General features: G+C 58.3%; 17 protein-coding genes. All 17 read right to left on the bottom strand.

The window, feature by feature from the left end:
- Nucleotides 1-2: 2 nt before the first annotated feature.
- Entirely contained in the window at nucleotides 3-1,004 is a 1,002-nt protein-coding gene (locus PG899_RS17640) for a glycosyltransferase family 2 protein (RefSeq protein ID WP_270697530.1), read from the bottom strand.
- Nucleotides 1,001-2,380 carry a capsular biosynthesis protein gene (locus PG899_RS17645; RefSeq protein WP_232105275.1) on the bottom strand — a complete coding sequence of 460 codons (1,380 nt, stop codon included), beginning with the start codon at nucleotides 2,378-2,380 and terminating at the stop codon, nucleotides 1,001-1,003. Before PG899_RS17645 ends, PG899_RS17640 begins: the two co-directional genes overlap by 4 nt.
- Nucleotides 2,377-3,591 carry a lipopolysaccharide biosynthesis protein gene (locus PG899_RS17650; protein WP_077096327.1) on the bottom strand — a complete coding sequence of 405 codons (1,215 nt, stop codon included), beginning with the start codon at nucleotides 3,589-3,591 and terminating at the stop codon, nucleotides 2,377-2,379. The genes PG899_RS17645 and PG899_RS17650 overlap by 4 nt, the downstream gene beginning before the upstream one ends.
- Nucleotides 3,588-5,732, bottom strand: a complete 2,145-nt coding sequence (locus PG899_RS17655) for a GumC family protein (protein ID WP_081398600.1) — start codon at nucleotides 5,730-5,732, stop codon at nucleotides 3,588-3,590. The genes PG899_RS17650 and PG899_RS17655 overlap by 4 nt, the downstream gene beginning before the upstream one ends.
- Before the next feature lie 15 nt (nucleotides 5,733-5,747).
- A complete protein-coding gene (locus PG899_RS17660; RefSeq protein WP_081398601.1) occupies nucleotides 5,748-6,287 on the bottom strand; it encodes a polysaccharide biosynthesis/export family protein in 540 nt (179 codons plus the stop codon).
- Between the two features lies 1 nt (nucleotide 6,288).
- Nucleotides 6,289-7,611 (bottom strand): outer membrane beta-barrel protein, encoded by a 1,323-nt coding sequence (locus tag PG899_RS17665; protein WP_143238990.1) that lies wholly within the window; start codon nucleotides 7,609-7,611, stop codon nucleotides 6,289-6,291.
- Nucleotides 7,595-8,998 carry an undecaprenyl-phosphate glucose phosphotransferase gene (locus PG899_RS17670; RefSeq protein WP_077096329.1) on the bottom strand — a complete coding sequence of 468 codons (1,404 nt, stop codon included), beginning with the start codon at nucleotides 8,996-8,998 and terminating at the stop codon, nucleotides 7,595-7,597. Before PG899_RS17670 ends, PG899_RS17665 begins: the two co-directional genes overlap by 17 nt.
- A gap of 20 nt (nucleotides 8,999-9,018) precedes the next feature.
- Nucleotides 9,019-10,386 (bottom strand): bifunctional UDP-N-acetylglucosamine diphosphorylase/glucosamine-1-phosphate N-acetyltransferase GlmU, encoded by a 1,368-nt coding sequence (glmU, locus tag PG899_RS17675; protein WP_077096330.1) that lies wholly within the window; start codon nucleotides 10,384-10,386, stop codon nucleotides 9,019-9,021.
- A gap of 94 nt (nucleotides 10,387-10,480) precedes the next feature.
- Nucleotides 10,481-10,909, bottom strand: a complete 429-nt coding sequence (locus PG899_RS17680) for a F0F1 ATP synthase subunit epsilon (protein WP_005307217.1) — start codon at nucleotides 10,907-10,909, stop codon at nucleotides 10,481-10,483.
- Between the two features lie 18 nt (nucleotides 10,910-10,927).
- The gene (gene atpD, locus PG899_RS17685) at nucleotides 10,928-12,316 is read right to left on the bottom strand and encodes a F0F1 ATP synthase subunit beta (protein WP_005307215.1); all 1,389 of its coding nucleotides are present in this window, start codon (nucleotides 12,314-12,316) and stop codon (nucleotides 10,928-10,930) included.
- 33 nt (nucleotides 12,317-12,349) lie between these two features.
- On the bottom strand, nucleotides 12,350-13,216 hold the full coding sequence (gene atpG / locus PG899_RS17690) for a F0F1 ATP synthase subunit gamma (RefSeq protein ID WP_011707909.1): 867 nt from the start codon (nucleotides 13,214-13,216) through the stop codon (nucleotides 12,350-12,352).
- Nucleotides 13,217-13,259: 43 nt separating this feature from the next.
- Complete coding sequence (gene atpA, locus PG899_RS17695) at nucleotides 13,260-14,801, bottom strand: F0F1 ATP synthase subunit alpha (protein WP_011707910.1); 1,542 nt, start codon at nucleotides 14,799-14,801, stop codon at nucleotides 13,260-13,262.
- Nucleotides 14,802-14,816: 15 nt separating this feature from the next.
- On the bottom strand, nucleotides 14,817-15,350 hold the full coding sequence (atpH, locus tag PG899_RS17700; RefSeq protein ID WP_011707911.1) for a F0F1 ATP synthase subunit delta: 534 nt from the start codon (nucleotides 15,348-15,350) through the stop codon (nucleotides 14,817-14,819).
- A 13-nt stretch (nucleotides 15,351-15,363) separates the two neighbouring features.
- Nucleotides 15,364-15,834 carry a F0F1 ATP synthase subunit B gene (atpF, locus tag PG899_RS17705; protein ID WP_011707912.1) on the bottom strand — a complete coding sequence of 157 codons (471 nt, stop codon included), beginning with the start codon at nucleotides 15,832-15,834 and terminating at the stop codon, nucleotides 15,364-15,366.
- 52 nt (nucleotides 15,835-15,886) lie between these two features.
- Nucleotides 15,887-16,129 carry a F0F1 ATP synthase subunit C gene (gene atpE, locus PG899_RS17710; RefSeq protein WP_005307205.1) on the bottom strand — a complete coding sequence of 81 codons (243 nt, stop codon included), beginning with the start codon at nucleotides 16,127-16,129 and terminating at the stop codon, nucleotides 15,887-15,889.
- Between the two features lie 58 nt (nucleotides 16,130-16,187).
- Nucleotides 16,188-16,970, bottom strand: a complete 783-nt coding sequence (gene atpB, locus PG899_RS17715; protein WP_011707913.1) for a F0F1 ATP synthase subunit A — start codon at nucleotides 16,968-16,970, stop codon at nucleotides 16,188-16,190.
- A gap of 8 nt (nucleotides 16,971-16,978) precedes the next feature.
- Nucleotides 16,979-17,389, bottom strand: a complete 411-nt coding sequence (locus tag PG899_RS17720; RefSeq protein ID WP_017410469.1) for an ATP synthase subunit I — start codon at nucleotides 17,387-17,389, stop codon at nucleotides 16,979-16,981.
- Nucleotides 17,390-17,401: the final 12 nt, after the last annotated feature.

The raw sequence follows: 17,401 nt of genomic DNA on the forward strand, positions 1-17,401 counted from the left end.
GATTACTCCTGAATGAGGCGATGGGCGGGGGCCTGGCGGGGAGGCTGCTGGGGCAGCAGCAGGCCACGCCCCAGCCCGGCCGCATAGATGGAGAGATTCATGACGCTGCGCAGGGCATCGCCGAGGGAGCGGTTCCTGGCGGTCTTGAGCGTGATAAAACCGAGCAGGGGGAGCAGCGCAAGCAGGGGCAGCCAGCCAGACGCACCACCACCCCAGCACAGCAGGCTGATCAGCAGCACAAGCAGATAGAGCCCGAACAGCAGTTCGGAGCGGATCACGGTCAACGCCTCACGCCAATAGGGCTGGCGCCAGGCCGAGCGCACCAGCTCGCCACTGGCAAACAGATAGCCCATGCGCCAGCGATACCGGATAAGCGCCAGGGAGTCCAGGGTGTGGGATCGGTGAAAGAAGAAGGACACATTCAGCCGTTCCAGGCGGTAACCCGCCTGACGCAGCCGGATGCCGAGCTCGGCCTCTTCGTAACCATGCAGATTGCGATTGGTAAGATAGCCGATCTGCTCGATGGCGCAGCGCCGGAACAGGCCGCCACCGCACAACCAGCGGGAGGGGCCGAGCGGATAGATCTTGTGGATGCGCTGCTTGCGTGACTTGAACTCGTAGCTTTGGGCCTCATCCATCTCGGCTCGCCCCGCCACCCCGCCACAGTCGGCATGTGCCTGCAGGTAGGCGATGGCCGCCGGCGTGAATTCAGGTTCCAGCGCCATGTCACCATCGAGTAGCAGCAGATACTCCCCCTCGCTGAAGAGATAACCCAGCTGGGGTCCCACCCCGCAGCAGCGATCGGCCGGGTTCGTCAGGCTGACCACAGTCACCCCCAACCCGCAGGCAATGGTCTGGGTCGCATCGGTCGACAGGCTGTCCGCCACTATGATCTTGTGGGGATAATCGCCGAGAGCAGCCCGAATACTGCCTATGGTGCCGGCAATCCTTGCCGCCTCGTTATAGGTCTTGATGATGACGGAAATGAATGGCTGTGGCTTCATGATGCCTCACTTGAACAGCTGGCCTGCCGGACCGATGAACGGATCACCAGGGCAGACCCCAACACGAAATAGAAGATGAACTGCAGCACGGGGATCAGCATCAGCAGCTGGCTGTAGGGCAAGCTGAGCAGGCAGCCGATGCCAAAGGCGATGAAGGCAGGCTGGTAGCTGAGCAGCCGCACATCCGCCTTGCTCAGGCGGTCCCGAACGAACAGGGGGCGGGGACGACAACACCAGAGCAGCAACCCCACCAGACCGATGAACAGCGCAGCCCCCACCAAGCCGATTTCCCACAGCAAGACGCTGAGCGAGGTGGAGTCCAGCAGCACGTTGAACAGGGGGTTGAGAAACCCCGGCATGGTGCTGCCGTGATTGGTGGTGTTGAGACCATAGCCAAACAGCAGATTGCTCAGGCCATGGTGATCGCCGTTGCTGGCCCAGAAGAAGAGGGTGGTGACCCGCCCCAGCTCACCGGTTTCCGGATTGATATGGTTGGGATCGAACACATAACCGAGGGAGTCGATGAACAGATCGAGCGGCCCCTGCGGCTCAGCCCCCTCGAATGCCGACGAATAGGATGCCGACAGCAGGAGCATGGCGATGACAACCAGCCCCCCCATGGCCAGAACAATGAGCAACAGCCGCTTGATGTCATAATTCTGCATGCCCCTGACATAGCTGGGCGAAAGCCAGACCCAGGCCAGCAGCAATGGCGACAGCAGGATGATGAACTTCACCTCCCCCAGCACGCAGATAGCGAAAGCCAGCAGAATGTGGAGCACGACCGAGCGCAGGGAGAGGAGGCCGTGGCGAAATTCGGAGAGCTTGACCAGCATCACCAGCAGGCAGAAAAAGCCGAGCGCCCCCGTATTGCCGCCCCCCATGGGATCGCCACCGAAGGTGCCGACCACCGAATCCCACTTCTCAAACTCGCCGTGCAGGGCAACCCGTTGCGGCACTATGACCAGCACCTGGAACAGCACCACTGGCAGTTGCAGATAGAAGACCCAGTCCACCAGCCGCATGATGCGATATATCTGCGACTCGCGACAGAAACCGAGCAACAGGCAGGGCAGCAGCAGAGAGAGCGCCAGCTCGTTCTTGAAGCCAATGAGGGTGACCATGGCCCCTTGTTGCAGCAGGGTACCGAGCAGAGCCAGCAGCAGCAGCCCGCAATAAAGCGACAGCAGCACTTTCTCCTGATAATCCAGCCGCAGCGGGCCATAGCGAGTCTGCAGCGGCAGCAGCAACAGGGTGGTGATCGCCAGCAGGAATGGCAGCCAGAGGAAGGCGGTAATGCCGGTGGCATACTGCGCCAGGCCGCAAATGACCAGCGACAGCAGCAGGTTGGCCTGCATGATGAGCGCGCTGTTCACGAGGCCGGCTCCATTCGCCCTTGCAACTCGGCAGCCCGGCGGTTTACCCGCCGATAAACGAAGCCATAGCGCAGCGCCGTCAGCAGGGAGAACACCAGCACACAGAGGCCATAATCCTGTTGCAGCCAGGGCAGCAGCACGAAGGCGATCAACACCACCAGCAGTTGTTCAAGCTGGATCCGCAGGAAGTAGCCAGGCGAGCCAAACACCAGCTCGATCACGGTCAACGGGCAGACCGCCACGGCGGTGAACACATAGGGCAGCATGTAACGGGAGGTGTCGATGGAGGCGATCCACTCCTCATTGAAGCACCAGCGCATCACCAGCGGATAGCAGATGAGAATGCCCAGCGTTGCCGCACTGCCCATCGCCAGCAGAAGGAGTTTCACCTTGCGAAACTCCTGTCCGTTGAAACGGTGCTGGCGAAAATCGTCCGACCATCGGGAGAAGATGGCATGACGTATGGCGTTACCGACTATGATCACGGGCGCCAGACAGAAGCGGTTGACCACCGCAAAATAGCCGGCCACCAGCGGTGAAAACCAGAAGTTGATGAGCAGGGTCGGCAGGTTGGCCGTGACCATGGCCAGCACCTCGGCGCTGCCCACCCCGGCCAGATGGGCCCGGTGCCGGGAAAAGAAACGCACCAGCTGGCGCGGGGTCAGCGCGGCCCGCCATATATTGCGCCAGTCAAAGGCGCTCCCGAGCCAGCCGCCGATCACCAGCAGCAACAACAGCGCCCATGCCTGATAGAAGCGGCTCATGTCTGGCGCCAACAACAGACTGAGCAATACCACGGCAGAGGCACAGATCCGCTGCAAGCCGAGGCGCTGGTAATGACCCGCCCGCAGCGCCAGGTTCTCGGCTATCAGGATCAGTCCGTGCGTCACCGTCAGCAGATAAAGGGGCCACAGCGGCAGCGCAAAAAAGCAGACTATCCCCAGCACATAGGGGATGGGGATCAAGCAGACCTGCAGCAGCGTGAACATCAGGTTGGCAGGCAGTTCGGCCTCGTCCAGCTTGGGAATGAGCAGTTGGGAGGCAAAGGTGGCGATCTGGGCCCCAATCAGCACCACGCTGTAACTCAGGGCATAGAGGCCCACCGCAGCCATGTCGAACTTGTGGGAGAGATACCAGACCGACAGGGCGCCGATCAGCTGGGAAAGCACGGAAGCGCCGCCTATGGTTGTGATGCTGCGCAGCAGTTTCATAATGCTCCCTGGCTGGGGGCACCACAGAGCCTCAGATTCTCGCCCCCTTCCAGCTGGCGCTCGGCCACTTGGGTCAGCACGGCCCCCAGAACGGGCACCCGGGTCGTCTTGAGTTGTTCCAACGCTGTCAGCACGCGCCCGGCGGGCAGTGCCCCGGACTGGATCACATGAATGGCCCCATCCAGCGGTTGCCCCAGCAGCAGGGCATCCTTGCCCAGCTCCAGCGCCGGCGTATCCACTATGATGCGATCAAACTGATACGTCAGGGTGACCAACAGTTCGGCCCAGAGCGGGGAACCCAGCAGCGCCAATGGCGACATGACCAGACGCCCCACCGGCAGCAGGGTCAGCCCTTCTTTTTGTACCAGACAATCGGCAAGTTCGGCCTCAGCCGCGAGCAACTCTGCCAATCCGGGTTTGGCTGACGGGCCAACTAACTGGCGGCTGAGGGTGCCGCGTCGCAGATCGCCGTCCACCAGCAGCACCCGCTCATGGCGGGCAAAGCTGGCAGCACACAGGGCCGCCAGGGTGGACTTGCCTTCCCCTTCGCGGGTGGAGGTGATCATGATGCGCTGCAGCGGGTTCGATTCCAGCCGCAGGATGGCGTAGAGATCATCCGCACAGGCCCCCACCCTGGGGTTGACCGACCCGGCCCGCAACAGCACGGATTGCTCCTGTAGGGCCGCCAGCCGCGGGATCTCGCCAAGCACCCGCACTCCGAGCTGCGGGACAAGCTGGCTCAAACGGTCCAGGGTATTGCGCAAGGCACCGGCGGAGATCACCACCAGCACGGCCACCATGCCGGCCATGATCAACACCATCAGCAGGAACAGCAGCTTGTTCGGCTTGGAGGGCAGCAACGGGACGGAAGCATCGTCATAGAGGATGGCACTCGGCTCGTGCAACTGGGCATTGAGCCGGGTCTCCTCCTGGCGACGGAACAGCTCGTTGTAGAGCTGGCGGGTCTTGTCGATGTTGTTCTTCAGGTTGTTGTAGTCATCCTTCTTGACCGCCAGCGAGGCAAATTCCCGCTTCTTCTCTTCCAGTTGCTGCAGGTACTGCTGCTCCTTGTGCAGGGCACTCTGGTAACGTTCCTGGATCCCTCTGGCTATCTCGCGCAGCAGCCGGTCGGACTGGGTGTTGAGCGCCGTGATGCGGGCTTGCGCCTGCAGAATGCGTTCATGCCTGGGGCCATAGCGCTTGGAGAGTTCAGAGAGCGCCTGCTGCGCCTTGATGAGCGCGATACGCAGATCCTGCATCTGGGGGTGGTTGGATACTTCAGGCAAGGAGGCAAGCGTCGCCGGATCGCACCCGCCATAACCCTGGATACTCTGATATTCGGCCTGGGCGGCCAACCGCCGCTCCCGCGCATCCGCATGCTTGTTGGTGATGATGCCAAGCTCTTCGGTCTGCAGACCATCGACCCCGCGAAAGGTCAGCAAGTCGTGGCTCGCCAGAAAATCGCCGAGCCGCTGCTCCTGGCGGTTCAAACTGGCCTTGACCTCCTCCAGCCGGGTCTGATTCCATTTGGACGCCATGGTGTTGGCATCGACCCGCTCCTCCACGCTGAGGGCGATATGGGTCTTGGCCACCTCGTTGGCCACCCTGGCGGCCAGCTCGGCGGAACGGGATTCGAAACCTATGCTGACCAGCTGGGTATCGCGCACCGGCGAGACGGTCAGGTGCTTGGCCAGGTAATCGAGCGCATGCTGGTGACGCGCCGATTCACTCTCGATCTGGGGCTCCCGCACCAACCCCTTCAGCCGGGCCCACCAGCCATCCGGGTCAGGCTGACCATTGAACTCGGGCTCATCGGCCAGCCCCAGACTGGTCACCACCTTGTCCGCCACCCGACGCGACTTGAGCAGCTCGAACTGGGTGTTGTAGTACTCGCGCCGGCTGGTGTCGACCCGATAGATGGGCTCGACGGGGGAGGCGCTGTCGGTGTCGGCTTTCAGCAGCAGTGCCGCACTGGCCTGATAATAGGGCGGCATGACCAGGATGAAGGGCGCCGCCGCCAGTGTCATCAGCAGGGCAAACAGCACTACCTTCCACCAATTGGCCTTCAAGGCACGCCAGGGCGCGCTGAAATCGATGCGACTCTCGAGCGCACGGCCATTTTCAACCAACAATGAAGACATGAATGGAGTCCTGATTCAGAAGAAGCTTTGTTCTATGGTGATGATGTCGCCGGGATTGAGCCGCTGCTGCAGACTCACCTCTTCCAGCAACCTGTCGTCGCCGTTGAGGCGCAAGCTGATGTCACGCCGAGCCGCCCGATCGGTGAATCCTCCCGCCAGTGCCACCGCCTTCTCCACCGTCAACCCGGGCTGATATTCATAGCCACCAGGCTGCGCCACCTCGCCCGCAACGAACACCTGACGGAAGGTGGTCACATTCACCGTCACCATGGGGTCGCGCAATACCCCTTGCTTGAGGCCATGCGCCAGGAAATCCGCGACCTCCGCCGTGGTACGCCCCATCAGCAGCACCTGCCCCAGGTAGGGATAATTGGCATGGCCGCTGGTATCGATCCTGAACTTCATCGACAGGTCAGGCTCGCCATAGACCCGGATCTCCACCTCGTCTCCCGCAGCCAGACGATAGACCTGCTGGGTATTCAAGGGGTCTTGACCGGCCCAGCCTGACAGGCTGAACAAGCAGCCAAGCAGAAGCACCATCACGCTTTTGTTCATGTTAAATGGCTACCTTGAGTGAAAGAGAAAGCTGTTGTTTGTCATAACCTAGCGCCCGCCCGTAGCAGGCTGACCCAGAGCCACTGCCGATCTCGATGGGTTGTCCACTGAAACTGGACGTGGCATCGGCCAGCTGATAGCTCAACCCCAGGTTGATGGAGGGGCGTAGGTCATAGCTGAGCCCCATGCCCCAGCGGTGGATCTCATCCTGACGGTGGCGATGGTCTTGACCACAGACAACCGACTGGTGATAGTCATCGCGGATATCCTGGTAAGAGAGCGTGGTCGCCACCTTGGCTGACCAGTAGTGCTGCCACTCGGCGCCATATTGCTGGCTGCTGACATAGCCGCCGTCACCGCCCGGATCACGAATGGTGCGGCTGGAGATCAGCGCGAAGTTGCTGTAGTCGAGTGGTTGCCATCCCAGACGCAGATCCCAGTTCAGTCCTCTGAAGCTCTCCGCCTGCGGATCGTTGATGAAACGCTTGTAGATCCCGCCGATATTGGCATCGATCCGGGTCTTGCCGGTCAGCTGGCTCATCACCCCGGTGATGAGAAAAAACTCGTCAGAGTCCTTGTTCGGGTTGGCAGGGTAGCGCCGCAGGTTGGCCTGCAGGGTGTAGCGAAAACGGCTGACATGGCTGACCTGATCGAACAGCTCGGCGATGGCCGTGTTCTCCTGCCACTCCTGCTCGGTCACGTAGCGCTCAAACCCATTCAGATAATGGTGCTTGTCTGCATAGCGCATCACCTTGCGGGACCAGGCCAGCTCCAGCTTGCCTCTGGCCTCGGGGGCGCCATAACTGTAACGCCCACCCAGCTCGGTGCGCCTGAAGCGCAACGGCTCGGCGATGTTGAACCAGCCAAACGTGGCATCCCCCTCGTCGCCCTGCAGCAGAAAGCCTTCGGTAAGGCCCTCGCCACGCGCCTCGTGGCCCAACCGATACTGGTACATCAGCTGAAAGGCGTTGCGCAGGGAGAAACGCCAGCTGCCATCGAGCTGAAGTTGATGATCCGCATAGTCATCGGCCCGACTGCCGTCATAACGGCGATAGTCGCCCTGGTAGCTCAGCTGATAACGATCCAGACCCCGCTCGCCCACCATCCGGAATTCCGGGGCGATCCCGATGAAATCGGAATCGATCGCCTGATGACTTTCACGCTGCCACAGCAGGTTGCTGTCATGACCATGACGGCTCGCCACCTCGGTCTGGATCGCCAGGCCAAGCGGCCCCTGATGCGATACGGGAGTGACGTCGGCACGGACTGAAAGAGAAGGGGAGAGCAGCAGTCCGGCGCAAACCAGGCTAGTAAGCCGATGCACCAGTGAACCCCTTGAACACGGTCAGGAAAATGATCTTGAGATCCAGTCCGAGCGACCAGTACTGGATGTACTTGAGATCGAACTTTATCCGCATTTCCATCTTGTCGAGGGTATCGGTTTCGCCACGACATCCGCTTATCTGAGCCAGGCCTGTGATACCAGGCTTGACCTTGTGTCGGAGCATGTAGCGATCCACCAAAGTGCGATATTGTTCGTTGTGAGCAACCGCATGGGGACGGGGACCGACAATGGACATGGAGCCCTGGATCACATTGAAAAACTGCGGCAATTCATCCAGTGAGGTGCGACGGAGAAAGGCACCGAAACGGGTGACTCTGCGATCCCCCCTGGTGGCCTGGGTCACCACGGCATCATTCTCCATGACCCGCATGGATCGAAATTTCCATACCCGAATCCGCTTGCCGCCCAGGCCGTAGCGATCCTGCTTGAACAGGGCGGGTCCCGGGGAGGAGAGACGAACCCCCAACGCCACCAGTACCATGACGGGGGAGATGAGCAGCAGAATGAGCGAACCCAGCACCAGATCCTCGATCCGCTTGAGCAAGGCCGAGCCTCCCTCGAAGGGGGAATCGAACACGCTGAAGGTATAGATGTCGCCCACCCGTTTTATTTGGGAAACAGTCAGGCTGTACTCATAGAAATCGGGTACCAGATAGGTGTCGACCGTGGTATCCGACAGCTCGTACAGATAGTGATTGATGCGATCCCTGGCCGTCAGTGGCAGGGCCAGATAGACCTCATCCACCAACCCCTGACGCGCCAACGCCAGCAGTTTGTCCACTTCACCCAGCACAGGACTGCGGGTCGGGTAACCAAAGCGATCCTCACTGCGGGCGTCAAAGAAACCCAGCATCTGGATATCATTGGTCTGGCTTTCCCACAGGGACTTCTCGATGGCGAGACCTGTCGGGGTGACACCGATGATGGCTACGCGCCGGCCATGAGACGGGGTACTGAAGCAGAGGGTTACCAGCCGGTACAACAGTCGATAGCAGGCAGAAGAGAGGCAGGCCAGAGACAGCCAGAGCAGACCTATGTTCAGCGTAAATGCGTGATGAGGCTGGAAGAGAGGAACGAAACAGATAAGAAGATAAAGCAGAGAACCAGTCAGCACCCAGGTGCTGAACAGGCGCAGCAGAGACTGCGCCAGATGATTGCGAACCTGACTACGGTAGAGCCCTGTGTTCTGGGAAACCAGAAAAAAGACCACCATGCCCAGCGTAGCCAGGGACATCTCGTCCAATCCATGAAGCAAACCATAATGCCGGGACAGCAACAGCATGGAGATAAATATTCCCACCAGATCGACAAAGCGGGAAAACAGGCTGTGGCTTGCATCTGCAAGCCGGATGATTCGTTTGTTCATGGATGGCCTTCATACTGATATCACCTATCAGTTTTCTTGACCGGACGAGCCCAATTGCGGATGTGGCGTTGGGGTACCCGGGTAATCACGAGTTCATGCTCACCCACATCCTTGGTAATAGTAGAGCCCGCACCTAGGGTTGCTCCCTTGCCGATGCGAACTGGCGCTACTAATTGAGTATCGGAACCGACGAACACATCGTCCTCGATGATGGTCTGGAACTTGTTGACCCCGTCGTAGTTGCAAGTGATGGTGCCGGCCCCGATATTCACCTTGGCGCCGATCTCTGCATCCCCCAGATAGGTAAGATGACCACACTTGGAACCGACCCCGAGACGGGATTTTTTCATCTCGACGAAGTTGCCAACGTGCGCATCCTGCTCCAGCACGGCGCCAGGACGCAAGCGGGCAAATGGGCCGACCGAACACAGATCTGCCACCTGAGCCCCCTCGATGACGGAGTAAGGTTTCACCTCGGTGTGATCGCCGATCACGCAATCCTTCAGCACGCAACCGGCTCCGATGCGTACATGGTTGCCCAGCACCACCTTGCCCTCAATGATGACATTTGCATCAATAAGAACTTCCTCACCAATATCCAAAACTCCTCGTAAATCAAAGCGTAGGGGGTCGATCAGAGTGACACCGGCAATCATCAGCCGCTCGGCCTGCATCTGCTGATAACTGCGCTCCAACTGAGCCAGCTGAACCCGATTATTGGCCCCTTCCACTTCCATGGCATGGTCCGGATGCACGGCAGCAATCGGGCAATTATCCCCGTGTGCCATGGCGATCACGTCGGTCAGATAGAACTCGCCCTGGGCATTCTTGTTGTCCAGACGTGACAACCATTGACGCAACTGGCCACCGTTGGCCACCAGCACGCCGGTGTTCACTTCGCGGATGGCCAGCTGCTCGGCATTGGCATCCTTCTGCTCGACGATGCCGACCACCTGGCCGTTACTGCGCACGATGCGGCCATAGCCGGTCGGGTTGTCCAGCACCACGGTCAACAGTGCCATGCCGTCGGCGGCCTTGGCGGCCAGCAGCCGCTGCAGGGTTTCCGGCTGGATCAGCGGGGTATCGCCGTACAGCACCAGCACGTCGTCTTCGTCCTGCCAGAACGGGATGGCCTGGGCGACGGCGTGGCCGGTCCCCAGTTGCTGGGCCTGCAGCACCCAGTTCAGGTCGGATGCCTGGATCCGCTCCTTCAGCAGTTCGGCACCGTGGCCATACACCAGATGCAACTGCTCGGCACCGACCTTGCGGGCAGTCTCGATCACATGGGAAACCATCGGCTTGTTGGCGACCGGGTGCAGCACCTTGGGCAGGGAGGAGCGCATACGGGTACCTTTACCCGCCGCCAGGATCACGACGTTGAGAGACATAATTCGACCTTTGGAACATGAAGAAATACTCGGCGGAGTCTATCCAACGAGTAAAAAAAAAGCGACCCGCAGGTCGCTTTTTACCTCACCGTTATTAACGGTAATTCTTTTTGACGATATCGATGACCCGCAATTGAGCCATCGCCTTGGCCAGCTCGGTAGCGGCCTGGGCGTAGTCGATATCACCATGGGAGCTGTGGATCCGCTCTTCCGCCGCGCGTTTGGCTTCCTGGGCTTTCGCCTCATCCAAATCGTCGGCACGAATCGCGGTGTCCGCCAGCACGGTCACGGCTTCGGGTTGTACTTCCAGCATGCCGCCGGAGATGTACAGCACCTCTTCAGTTCCATTCTGCTTCACCAAGCGGACCAGGCCCGGCTTGATGGCAGTCAGCAACGGAGCATGACCGTGGCGGAGACCCAGCTCACCTTCGGAGCCTGATACCTGAGCGGACTGCACGCGACCGGAAAACAGTTTTCCTTCAGCGCTCACCACGTCCAGGTGAAAGGAGATCATCTCTGCCATGGGCCCTCCTATCGAGGCTTACAGTTTCTTGGCTTTCTCGACAACTTCGTCGATGCTGCCAACCATGTAAAACGCCTGCTCCGGCAGATCGTCGTACTCGCCTTTCAGGATGCCCTGGAAACCACGGATGGTCTCTTTCAGCGGCACGTATTTGCCCGGGGAACCGGTAAACACTTCTGCCACGAAGAACGGCTGGGACAAGAAACGCTCGATCTTACGGGCACGGGCTACGGTCAGTTTGTCTTCTTCTGACAGTTCATCCATACCCAGGATGGCGATGATGTCCTTCAGCTCTTTGTAGCGCTGCAGTACGGTCTGAACGCCACGAGCAGTCTCGTAGTGCTCCTTGCCAACCACCAGCGGATCCAGCTGACGGGAGGTGGAGTCCAGCGGGTCAACGGCCGGGTAGATACCCAGTGCCGCGATCTGACGGGACAGTACGACGGTCGCATCCAGGTGGGCGAAGGTGGTCGCCGGAGACGGGTCGGTCAAGTCATCCGCAGGCACGTAAACGGCCTGTACGGAGGTGATGGAACCGGTCTTGGTGGAGGTGATACGTTCCTGCAGAACACCCATCTCCTCGGCCAGGGTCGGCTGGTAACCTACTGCGGAAGGCATACGGCCCAGCAGTGCGGATACTTCAGTACCGGCCAGGGTGTAACGGTAGATGTTGTCCACGAAGAACAGCACGTCACGACCTTCGTCACGGAACTTCTCGGCCATGGTCAGACCGGTCAGCGCCACGCGCAGACGGTTTCCGGGCGGCTCGTTCATCTGACCGTAAACCAGAGATACTTTGTCCAGTACGTTGGACTCCATCATCTCGTGGTAGAAGTCGTTACCCTCACGGGTACGCTCACCTACACCGGCGAACACGGAGTAACCGCTGTGTTCGATCGCGATATTACGGATCAGCTCCATCATGTTGACGGTCTTGCCTACACCGGCACCACCGAACAGACCAACCTTACCACCCTTGGCGAACGGGCATACCAGGTCGATAACCTTGATGCCGGTCTCCAGCAGGTCGTTGCTGTTGGACTGATCTTCGTAGCTGGGAGCCGCGCGGTGGATGGACCAACGCTCTTCTTCACCAATCGGACCTTTTTCGTCGATCGGATCGCCCAGTACGTTCATGATCCGACCCAGAGTCGATACACCGACCGGCACCTGGATGGATTTACCGCTATTCACTACTTCCAACCCACGACGCAGACCGTCGGAGGAGCCCATGGTGATGCAACGAACGACGCCGCCACCGATCTGTTGCTGAACTTCCAGCACCAGACCCTGGCCTTGACCTTCGCTGACAACCTTCAGTGCATCGTACACCTGGGGCACGGCATCTTGCGGGAACTCGATGTCCACCACAGCGCCGATGATTTGGACGATGAAACCGTTACTCATGTCAAATCCTCTAAACCTTTGATAACCCTTGCCTTACACCGCAGCAGCACCGGATACGATCTCTGTCAGTTCCTGGGTAATACTGGCCTGACGGGCCTTGTTGTATACCAGTTGCAGATCGTTAATCAGGTTACCGGCGTTGTCAGTCGCGGCTTGCATGGCAACCATTCGGGCTGCCTGTTCACTTGCCAAGTTTTCCACTACCCCCTGGTACACCTGGGATTCGACGTAGCGAATCAGCAGGGTATCCAGCAGTTGCTTGGGATCCGGCTCATAGAGGTAATCCCAGTGGTGTTTCTTGGCGAGCTTGCTGTCTTCAGTTACGGGCAAAGGCAGCAGTTGATCGACTCGTGGTTGCTGAACCATGGTGTTGACGAACTTGTTGTACACCAGGTACAGCCTGTCAATCTCACCGTTGTCGTAAGCCTTCAGCATGACCTTGACTGAACCAATCAGGTCATTGACGCTCGGGTTATCGCCCAGTCCTGCGACATGAGCTTTCACCTTGGCGCCGTGCCGTTCAAAGAAGTTGGAGGCCTTGTTGCCGATCAGAGCCAGGTCAACCTTGGCTCCTTTCGCGCTCCATTGCTTCATATCATTGAGGGCAGCCTTGAACAGGTTGATGTTCAAACCGCCACACAGGCCACGGTCGGTGGAGACGACGATGTAACCCACTCGCTTGACCTCACGTTCGATGAGGTAGGGGTGCTTGTATTCCAAGTTCCCCTGAGCGATATGGCCGATCACCTTGCGCATGGTTTCAGCGTACGGACGGCTGGCAGACATGCGATCTTGCGCACGGCGCATCTTGCTTGCTGCCACCATTTCCATAGCGCCGGTGATCTTCTGAGTGTTTTTCACACTCCCGATCTTGTTACGTATCTCTTTTGCGCCGGCCATCTCTTACTCTCCATCAGGTGGCAGCTCGCGCTGCCACACACGCTTACCAGGTCTGGGTTGCCTTGAAGTCATCCAGCAACGCAGTCAGCTTGCCAACGATCGCGTCGTTGTAGTCGGCCTTGGCATTGATTTCAGCCATCAGCTCAGCATGCTGGGTATTGGCGTAAGAGAGCAGAGCGGCTTCGAAGTCGACGATCTTGTTCAGCTCGACATCGGAGAGATAGCCTTTTTCCGCGGCGAACAGCACCAGAGACTGGTGAGCCACGCTCAGCGGAGAGTACTGTTTCTGCTTCATCAGCTCGGTCACTTTCTGACCGTGGTCCAGCTGCTTGCGGGTTGCGTCGTCCAGATCGGAGGAGAACTGGGCGAATGCCGCCAGTTCGCGATACTGGGCCAGCGCGGTACGGATACCACCGGACAGCTTCTTGACGATCTTGGTCTGAGCAGCACCGCCCACACGGGATACGGAGATACCCGGGTCAACCGCCGGACGAATACCGGAGTTGAACAGCTGTGAAGTCAGGAAGATCTGACCATCAGTGATGGAGATCACGTTGGTCGGTACGAATGCAGATACGTCACCCGCCTGGGTTTCGATGATCGGCAGCGCGGTCAGGGAACCTGTCTGGCCTTTCACGGCACCATTGGTGAACTTCTCTACGTACTCGGCGTTGACGCGAGCAGCACGCTCCAGCAGACGGGAGTGCAGATAGAAAACATCACCCGGGTAAGCTTCACGTCCTGGCGGACGGCGCAGCAGCAGGGAGATCTGGCGATAAGCTACGGCCTGCTTGGACAGGTCATCATAGATGATCAGCGCGTCTTCACCGCGGTCACGGAAGTACTCACCCATGGAGCAGCCGGCATACGGAGCCAGGTACTGCAGAGCGGCAGCTTCGGAAGCAGAGGCAACTACCACGATGGTGTTGGCCAGGGCGCCGTGCTCTTCCAGCTTGCGTACCACGTTGGCGATGGTGGAGGCCTTCTGGCCAATCGCAACGTAGACACACTTAATGCCGGAGTCTTTCTGGTTGATGATGGTGTCGATCGCGATGGCGGTCTTACCAACCTGACGGTCACCGATGATCAGCTCACGCTGGCCACGACCGATAGGGATCATGGCATCGATGGCTTTCAGACCGGTCTGGACCGGCTGGTCAACAGACTTACGCTCGATAACGCCCGGTGCAATCACTTCGATCGGCGAGAAGCCGTCGTTGTCGATTGGACCTTTACCGTCGATCGGCTGACCCAGGGTGTTCAACACCCGGCCCAACAGACCACGACCGACCGGCACTTCCAGAATGCGGCCAGTCCCTTTTACTTTCATTCCTTCTGACAGACCGTCATAGGAACCCATGATCACCGCACCGACGGAGTCACGCTCCAGGTTCAATGCCAGAGCGTAGCGGTTGCCCGGCAGCTCGATCATCTCACCTTGCATGGCATCGGCCAGGCCGTGAATACGAATGATACCGTCGCTCACAGAGACGATGGTACCTTCGTTACGCGCTTCGCTCTTGATATCAAACTGCGCAATGCGCTGCTTGATCAGCTCGGCGATTTCAGTGGAATTCAGTTGCATGCTCTAATACCCCAATCAAGATTGCAGCGCGTCAGCCATGCGATCCAGCTTACCGCGGACTGTACCGTCGATAACCAGATCACCGGCCTTGATGAGCACCCCGGCCATCAAGGACGCATCCATGCTGCAATTCAGCTTCACTTTGCGCGCGAGACGTTGTTCCAGAGAAGCCTGAATATTGGCTTTCTGCTGGTCGGTCAGTTCGATCGCCGAAATCACGTCAGCCTGAACTTCTTTATCCAGTTCAGCCTTGAACGCGACGAATTCAGCAACGACCGCCGGCAGCACACCCAAGCGACCATTCTCAGCCATCACCCGGATCAGGTTCTGACCATGCTCGTCGAGTTGCTCACCGCAGATACCGACAAAGATACTTGCCAGTTCTTCAGCAGCCACAGAGCCGTTTACCAGGTTGTGGATGGTCTCGTTCTCCGCTACTTGTGCAGCGAAGCCGAGCATCCCCAGCCACTGGTCAACCGCCTTGTGCTCAACGGCAAACTCGAAAGCAGCCTTGGCGTAGGGGCGAGCGATTGTAGTCAGTTCAGACATAGCCCCGTTCCCGTTACAGTTCTGCTACCAGTTTGTCGACGATGTCGCTGTTGGCAGCCTGGTCGATTTGACGCGCCAGGATCTTCTCTGCACCAGCAATGGCAAGAGCAGCAACCTGCTTACGCAGTTCTTCTTTGGCACGATGACGTTCAGCTTCGATCTCGGCACGGCCCTGAGCCAGGATTTTTTCCCGCTCAGAGTGGGCACCGGCAGCAGCCTCATCAATGATCTGGGCTTTACGTTTGTTAGCCTGTTCAATGATTTCTGCAGCCTGGAGCTTGGCTTCTTTCAGCTGATCGGTGGCGTTGGCCTTGGCCAAATCCAGATCTTTCTTGGCACGCTCCGCGGAAGAGAGACCGTCAGCAATGGCTTTCTGACGGGCTTCGATGGCTGCCATCAGCGGCGGCCATACGTACTTCATGCAAAACACTACGAAGATGAAAAAAGCAATTGCTTGGCCGAGGAGGGTGGCGTTGATATTCACAGCCTATGTCCTCTTAGTTAGTTAATGGGTTATGTCCGGGAGTCGTTGAGACTTAGCCAGCAACCGCAAACATCACGTACAGACCCAGACCAACGGCGATCATCGGGATCGCATCCACCAGACCCATCACGATGAAGAACTGGGTACGCAGAACAGGGATCAGGTCAGGTTGACGAGCAGCGCCTTCCAGGAACTTGCCACCCAGGATACCGATACCGATGGACGCGCCGATAGCCGCCAGACCCATCATCATTGCAGCAGCGATGTACAGCAGGTCCATGTTCAAGTTTTCCATGAGGATCTCCATTTATTTAGATGTAATTGATTGTATAAAAAGGATTATTTGAGTTGCATCAACCATGGTCTTCTTGTGCCATCGACAGATAGACGATGGTCAGCACCATGAAGATAAACGCCTGCAAAGTGATGATCAGGATGTGGAAAATTGCCCAAGGCACGGACAGGATCCACTGTGACCACCAGGGTAGCAAACCCGCAATCAGGATAAAGATCAGTTCGCCAGCATACATGTTGCCGAACAGTCGAAGACCCAGAGAAACAGGTTTGGAAATCAGCGTAACAGTTTCCAGGATGAGGTTAACCGGGATGGCCGCCGGGTGGTTGAAAGGCTGAAGCGTCAGCTCCTTCACGAACCCGCCGATACCCTTGACCTTGATGCTGTAGTACAGGATCAAGAAGAACACGCCCAAAGCCATGGACATGGTGATGTTAACGTCAGCAGAGGGAACCACACGCAGATAGGGAACACCCATCAACTGTGCAGCGTGGGGGATAAAGTCAACGGGGATCAGATCCATCAGGTTCATCAGAAAGATCCACACGAACACTGTCAGGCCCAAAGGTGCGATGACCTTGTTACGACCGTGAAAGATGTCCTTGACGTTACCACTCACAAACTCGACCAGCATCTCCACAAAGCACTGCAGTTTGCCGGGCACACCACTGGTAGCCTTGACGGCGACACGGCGGAACGACCAGATAAACAGAGCGCCTAGCAAGACGGAAAATATCATGGAATCGATATTCACCGTCCAGAACCCAGACCCGACTTGCAGATGGGTCAGATGGTGGGAGATATATCCCTGAGGAGTCAGGACTTCTCCGGTTGCAGACATGAGTTTTCCTAATAGTGGTTGTTAAGCGTGAATGAGACTATCCACTGTACAACGAGGGCGAGGATATAAGTGGCGAAGAACGAGACGGTATCGACCTCGATCCCGGCGCCAAACATCAGGGCGAAAAGTCCTGTTGTAGTAATGAGCTTAATCCCTGCCCCACCATAAAAGTCCCGCAGAACCAGGCCCACACTCTCCTTCGTCACCTTGCGGCGCAGAACCCAGAGCGTGAACAGGGCTTGAGGAACCCAGTACATGCCCCCCCCGAAGAGGGAGGAGCGTCCGGCAAACGCACCGGTCTGGTAAAACCAGACGGTACTGATCGCCAGGATCAGGACGAGCTGACAAACGAGCATAGCCAAGGCCAGCGTTAAACCTTCCAAGGCTATTTTCTGCTTCACCAACCTACCCCTGAACATTACAGAACTGTA

This window comes from Aeromonas sp. QDB39 (assembly GCF_027707585.1).
Classification (GTDB): domain Bacteria; phylum Pseudomonadota; class Gammaproteobacteria; order Enterobacterales; family Aeromonadaceae; genus Aeromonas; species Aeromonas hydrophila.

What these genes read in the sequence shown, in the direction of transcription:
- PG899_RS17655 (WP_081398600.1), bottom strand. Translation starts at nt 5,732, where the DNA reads ATGTCTTCATTGTTGGTTGAAAATGGCCGTGCGCTCGAGAGTCGCATC.
- PG899_RS17660 (WP_081398601.1), bottom strand. Translation starts at nt 6,287, where the DNA reads ATGAACAAAAGCGTGATGGTGCTTCTGCTTGGCTGCTTGTTCAGCCTG.
- PG899_RS17670 (WP_077096329.1), bottom strand. Translation starts at nt 8,998, where the DNA reads ATGAACAAACGAATCATCCGGCTTGCAGATGCAAGCCACAGCCTGTTT.
- atpE (WP_005307205.1), bottom strand. Translation starts at nt 16,129, where the DNA reads ATGGAAAACTTGAACATGGACCTGCTGTACATCGCTGCTGCAATGATG.
- atpD (WP_005307215.1), bottom strand. Translation starts at nt 12,316, where the DNA reads ATGAGTAACGGTTTCATCGTCCAAATCATCGGCGCTGTGGTGGACATC.
- atpA (WP_011707910.1), bottom strand. Translation starts at nt 14,801, where the DNA reads ATGCAACTGAATTCCACTGAAATCGCCGAGCTGATCAAGCAGCGCATT.
- PG899_RS17720 (WP_017410469.1), bottom strand. Translation starts at nt 17,389, where the DNA reads ATGTTCAGGGGTAGGTTGGTGAAGCAGAAAATAGCCTTGGAAGGTTTA.
- PG899_RS17680 (WP_005307217.1), bottom strand. Translation starts at nt 10,909, where the DNA reads ATGGCAGAGATGATCTCCTTTCACCTGGACGTGGTGAGCGCTGAAGGA.
- atpG (WP_011707909.1), bottom strand. Translation starts at nt 13,216, where the DNA reads ATGGCCGGCGCAAAAGAGATACGTAACAAGATCGGGAGTGTGAAAAAC.
- atpB (WP_011707913.1), bottom strand. Translation starts at nt 16,970, where the DNA reads ATGTCTGCAACCGGAGAAGTCCTGACTCCTCAGGGATATATCTCCCAC.
- atpH (WP_011707911.1), bottom strand. Translation starts at nt 15,350, where the DNA reads ATGTCTGAACTGACTACAATCGCTCGCCCCTACGCCAAGGCTGCTTTC.
- PG899_RS17640 (WP_270697530.1), bottom strand. Translation starts at nt 1,004, where the DNA reads ATGAAGCCACAGCCATTCATTTCCGTCATCATCAAGACCTATAACGAG.
- glmU (WP_077096330.1), bottom strand. Translation starts at nt 10,386, where the DNA reads ATGTCTCTCAACGTCGTGATCCTGGCGGCGGGTAAAGGTACCCGTATG.
- PG899_RS17650 (WP_077096327.1), bottom strand. Translation starts at nt 3,591, where the DNA reads ATGAAACTGCTGCGCAGCATCACAACCATAGGCGGCGCTTCCGTGCTT.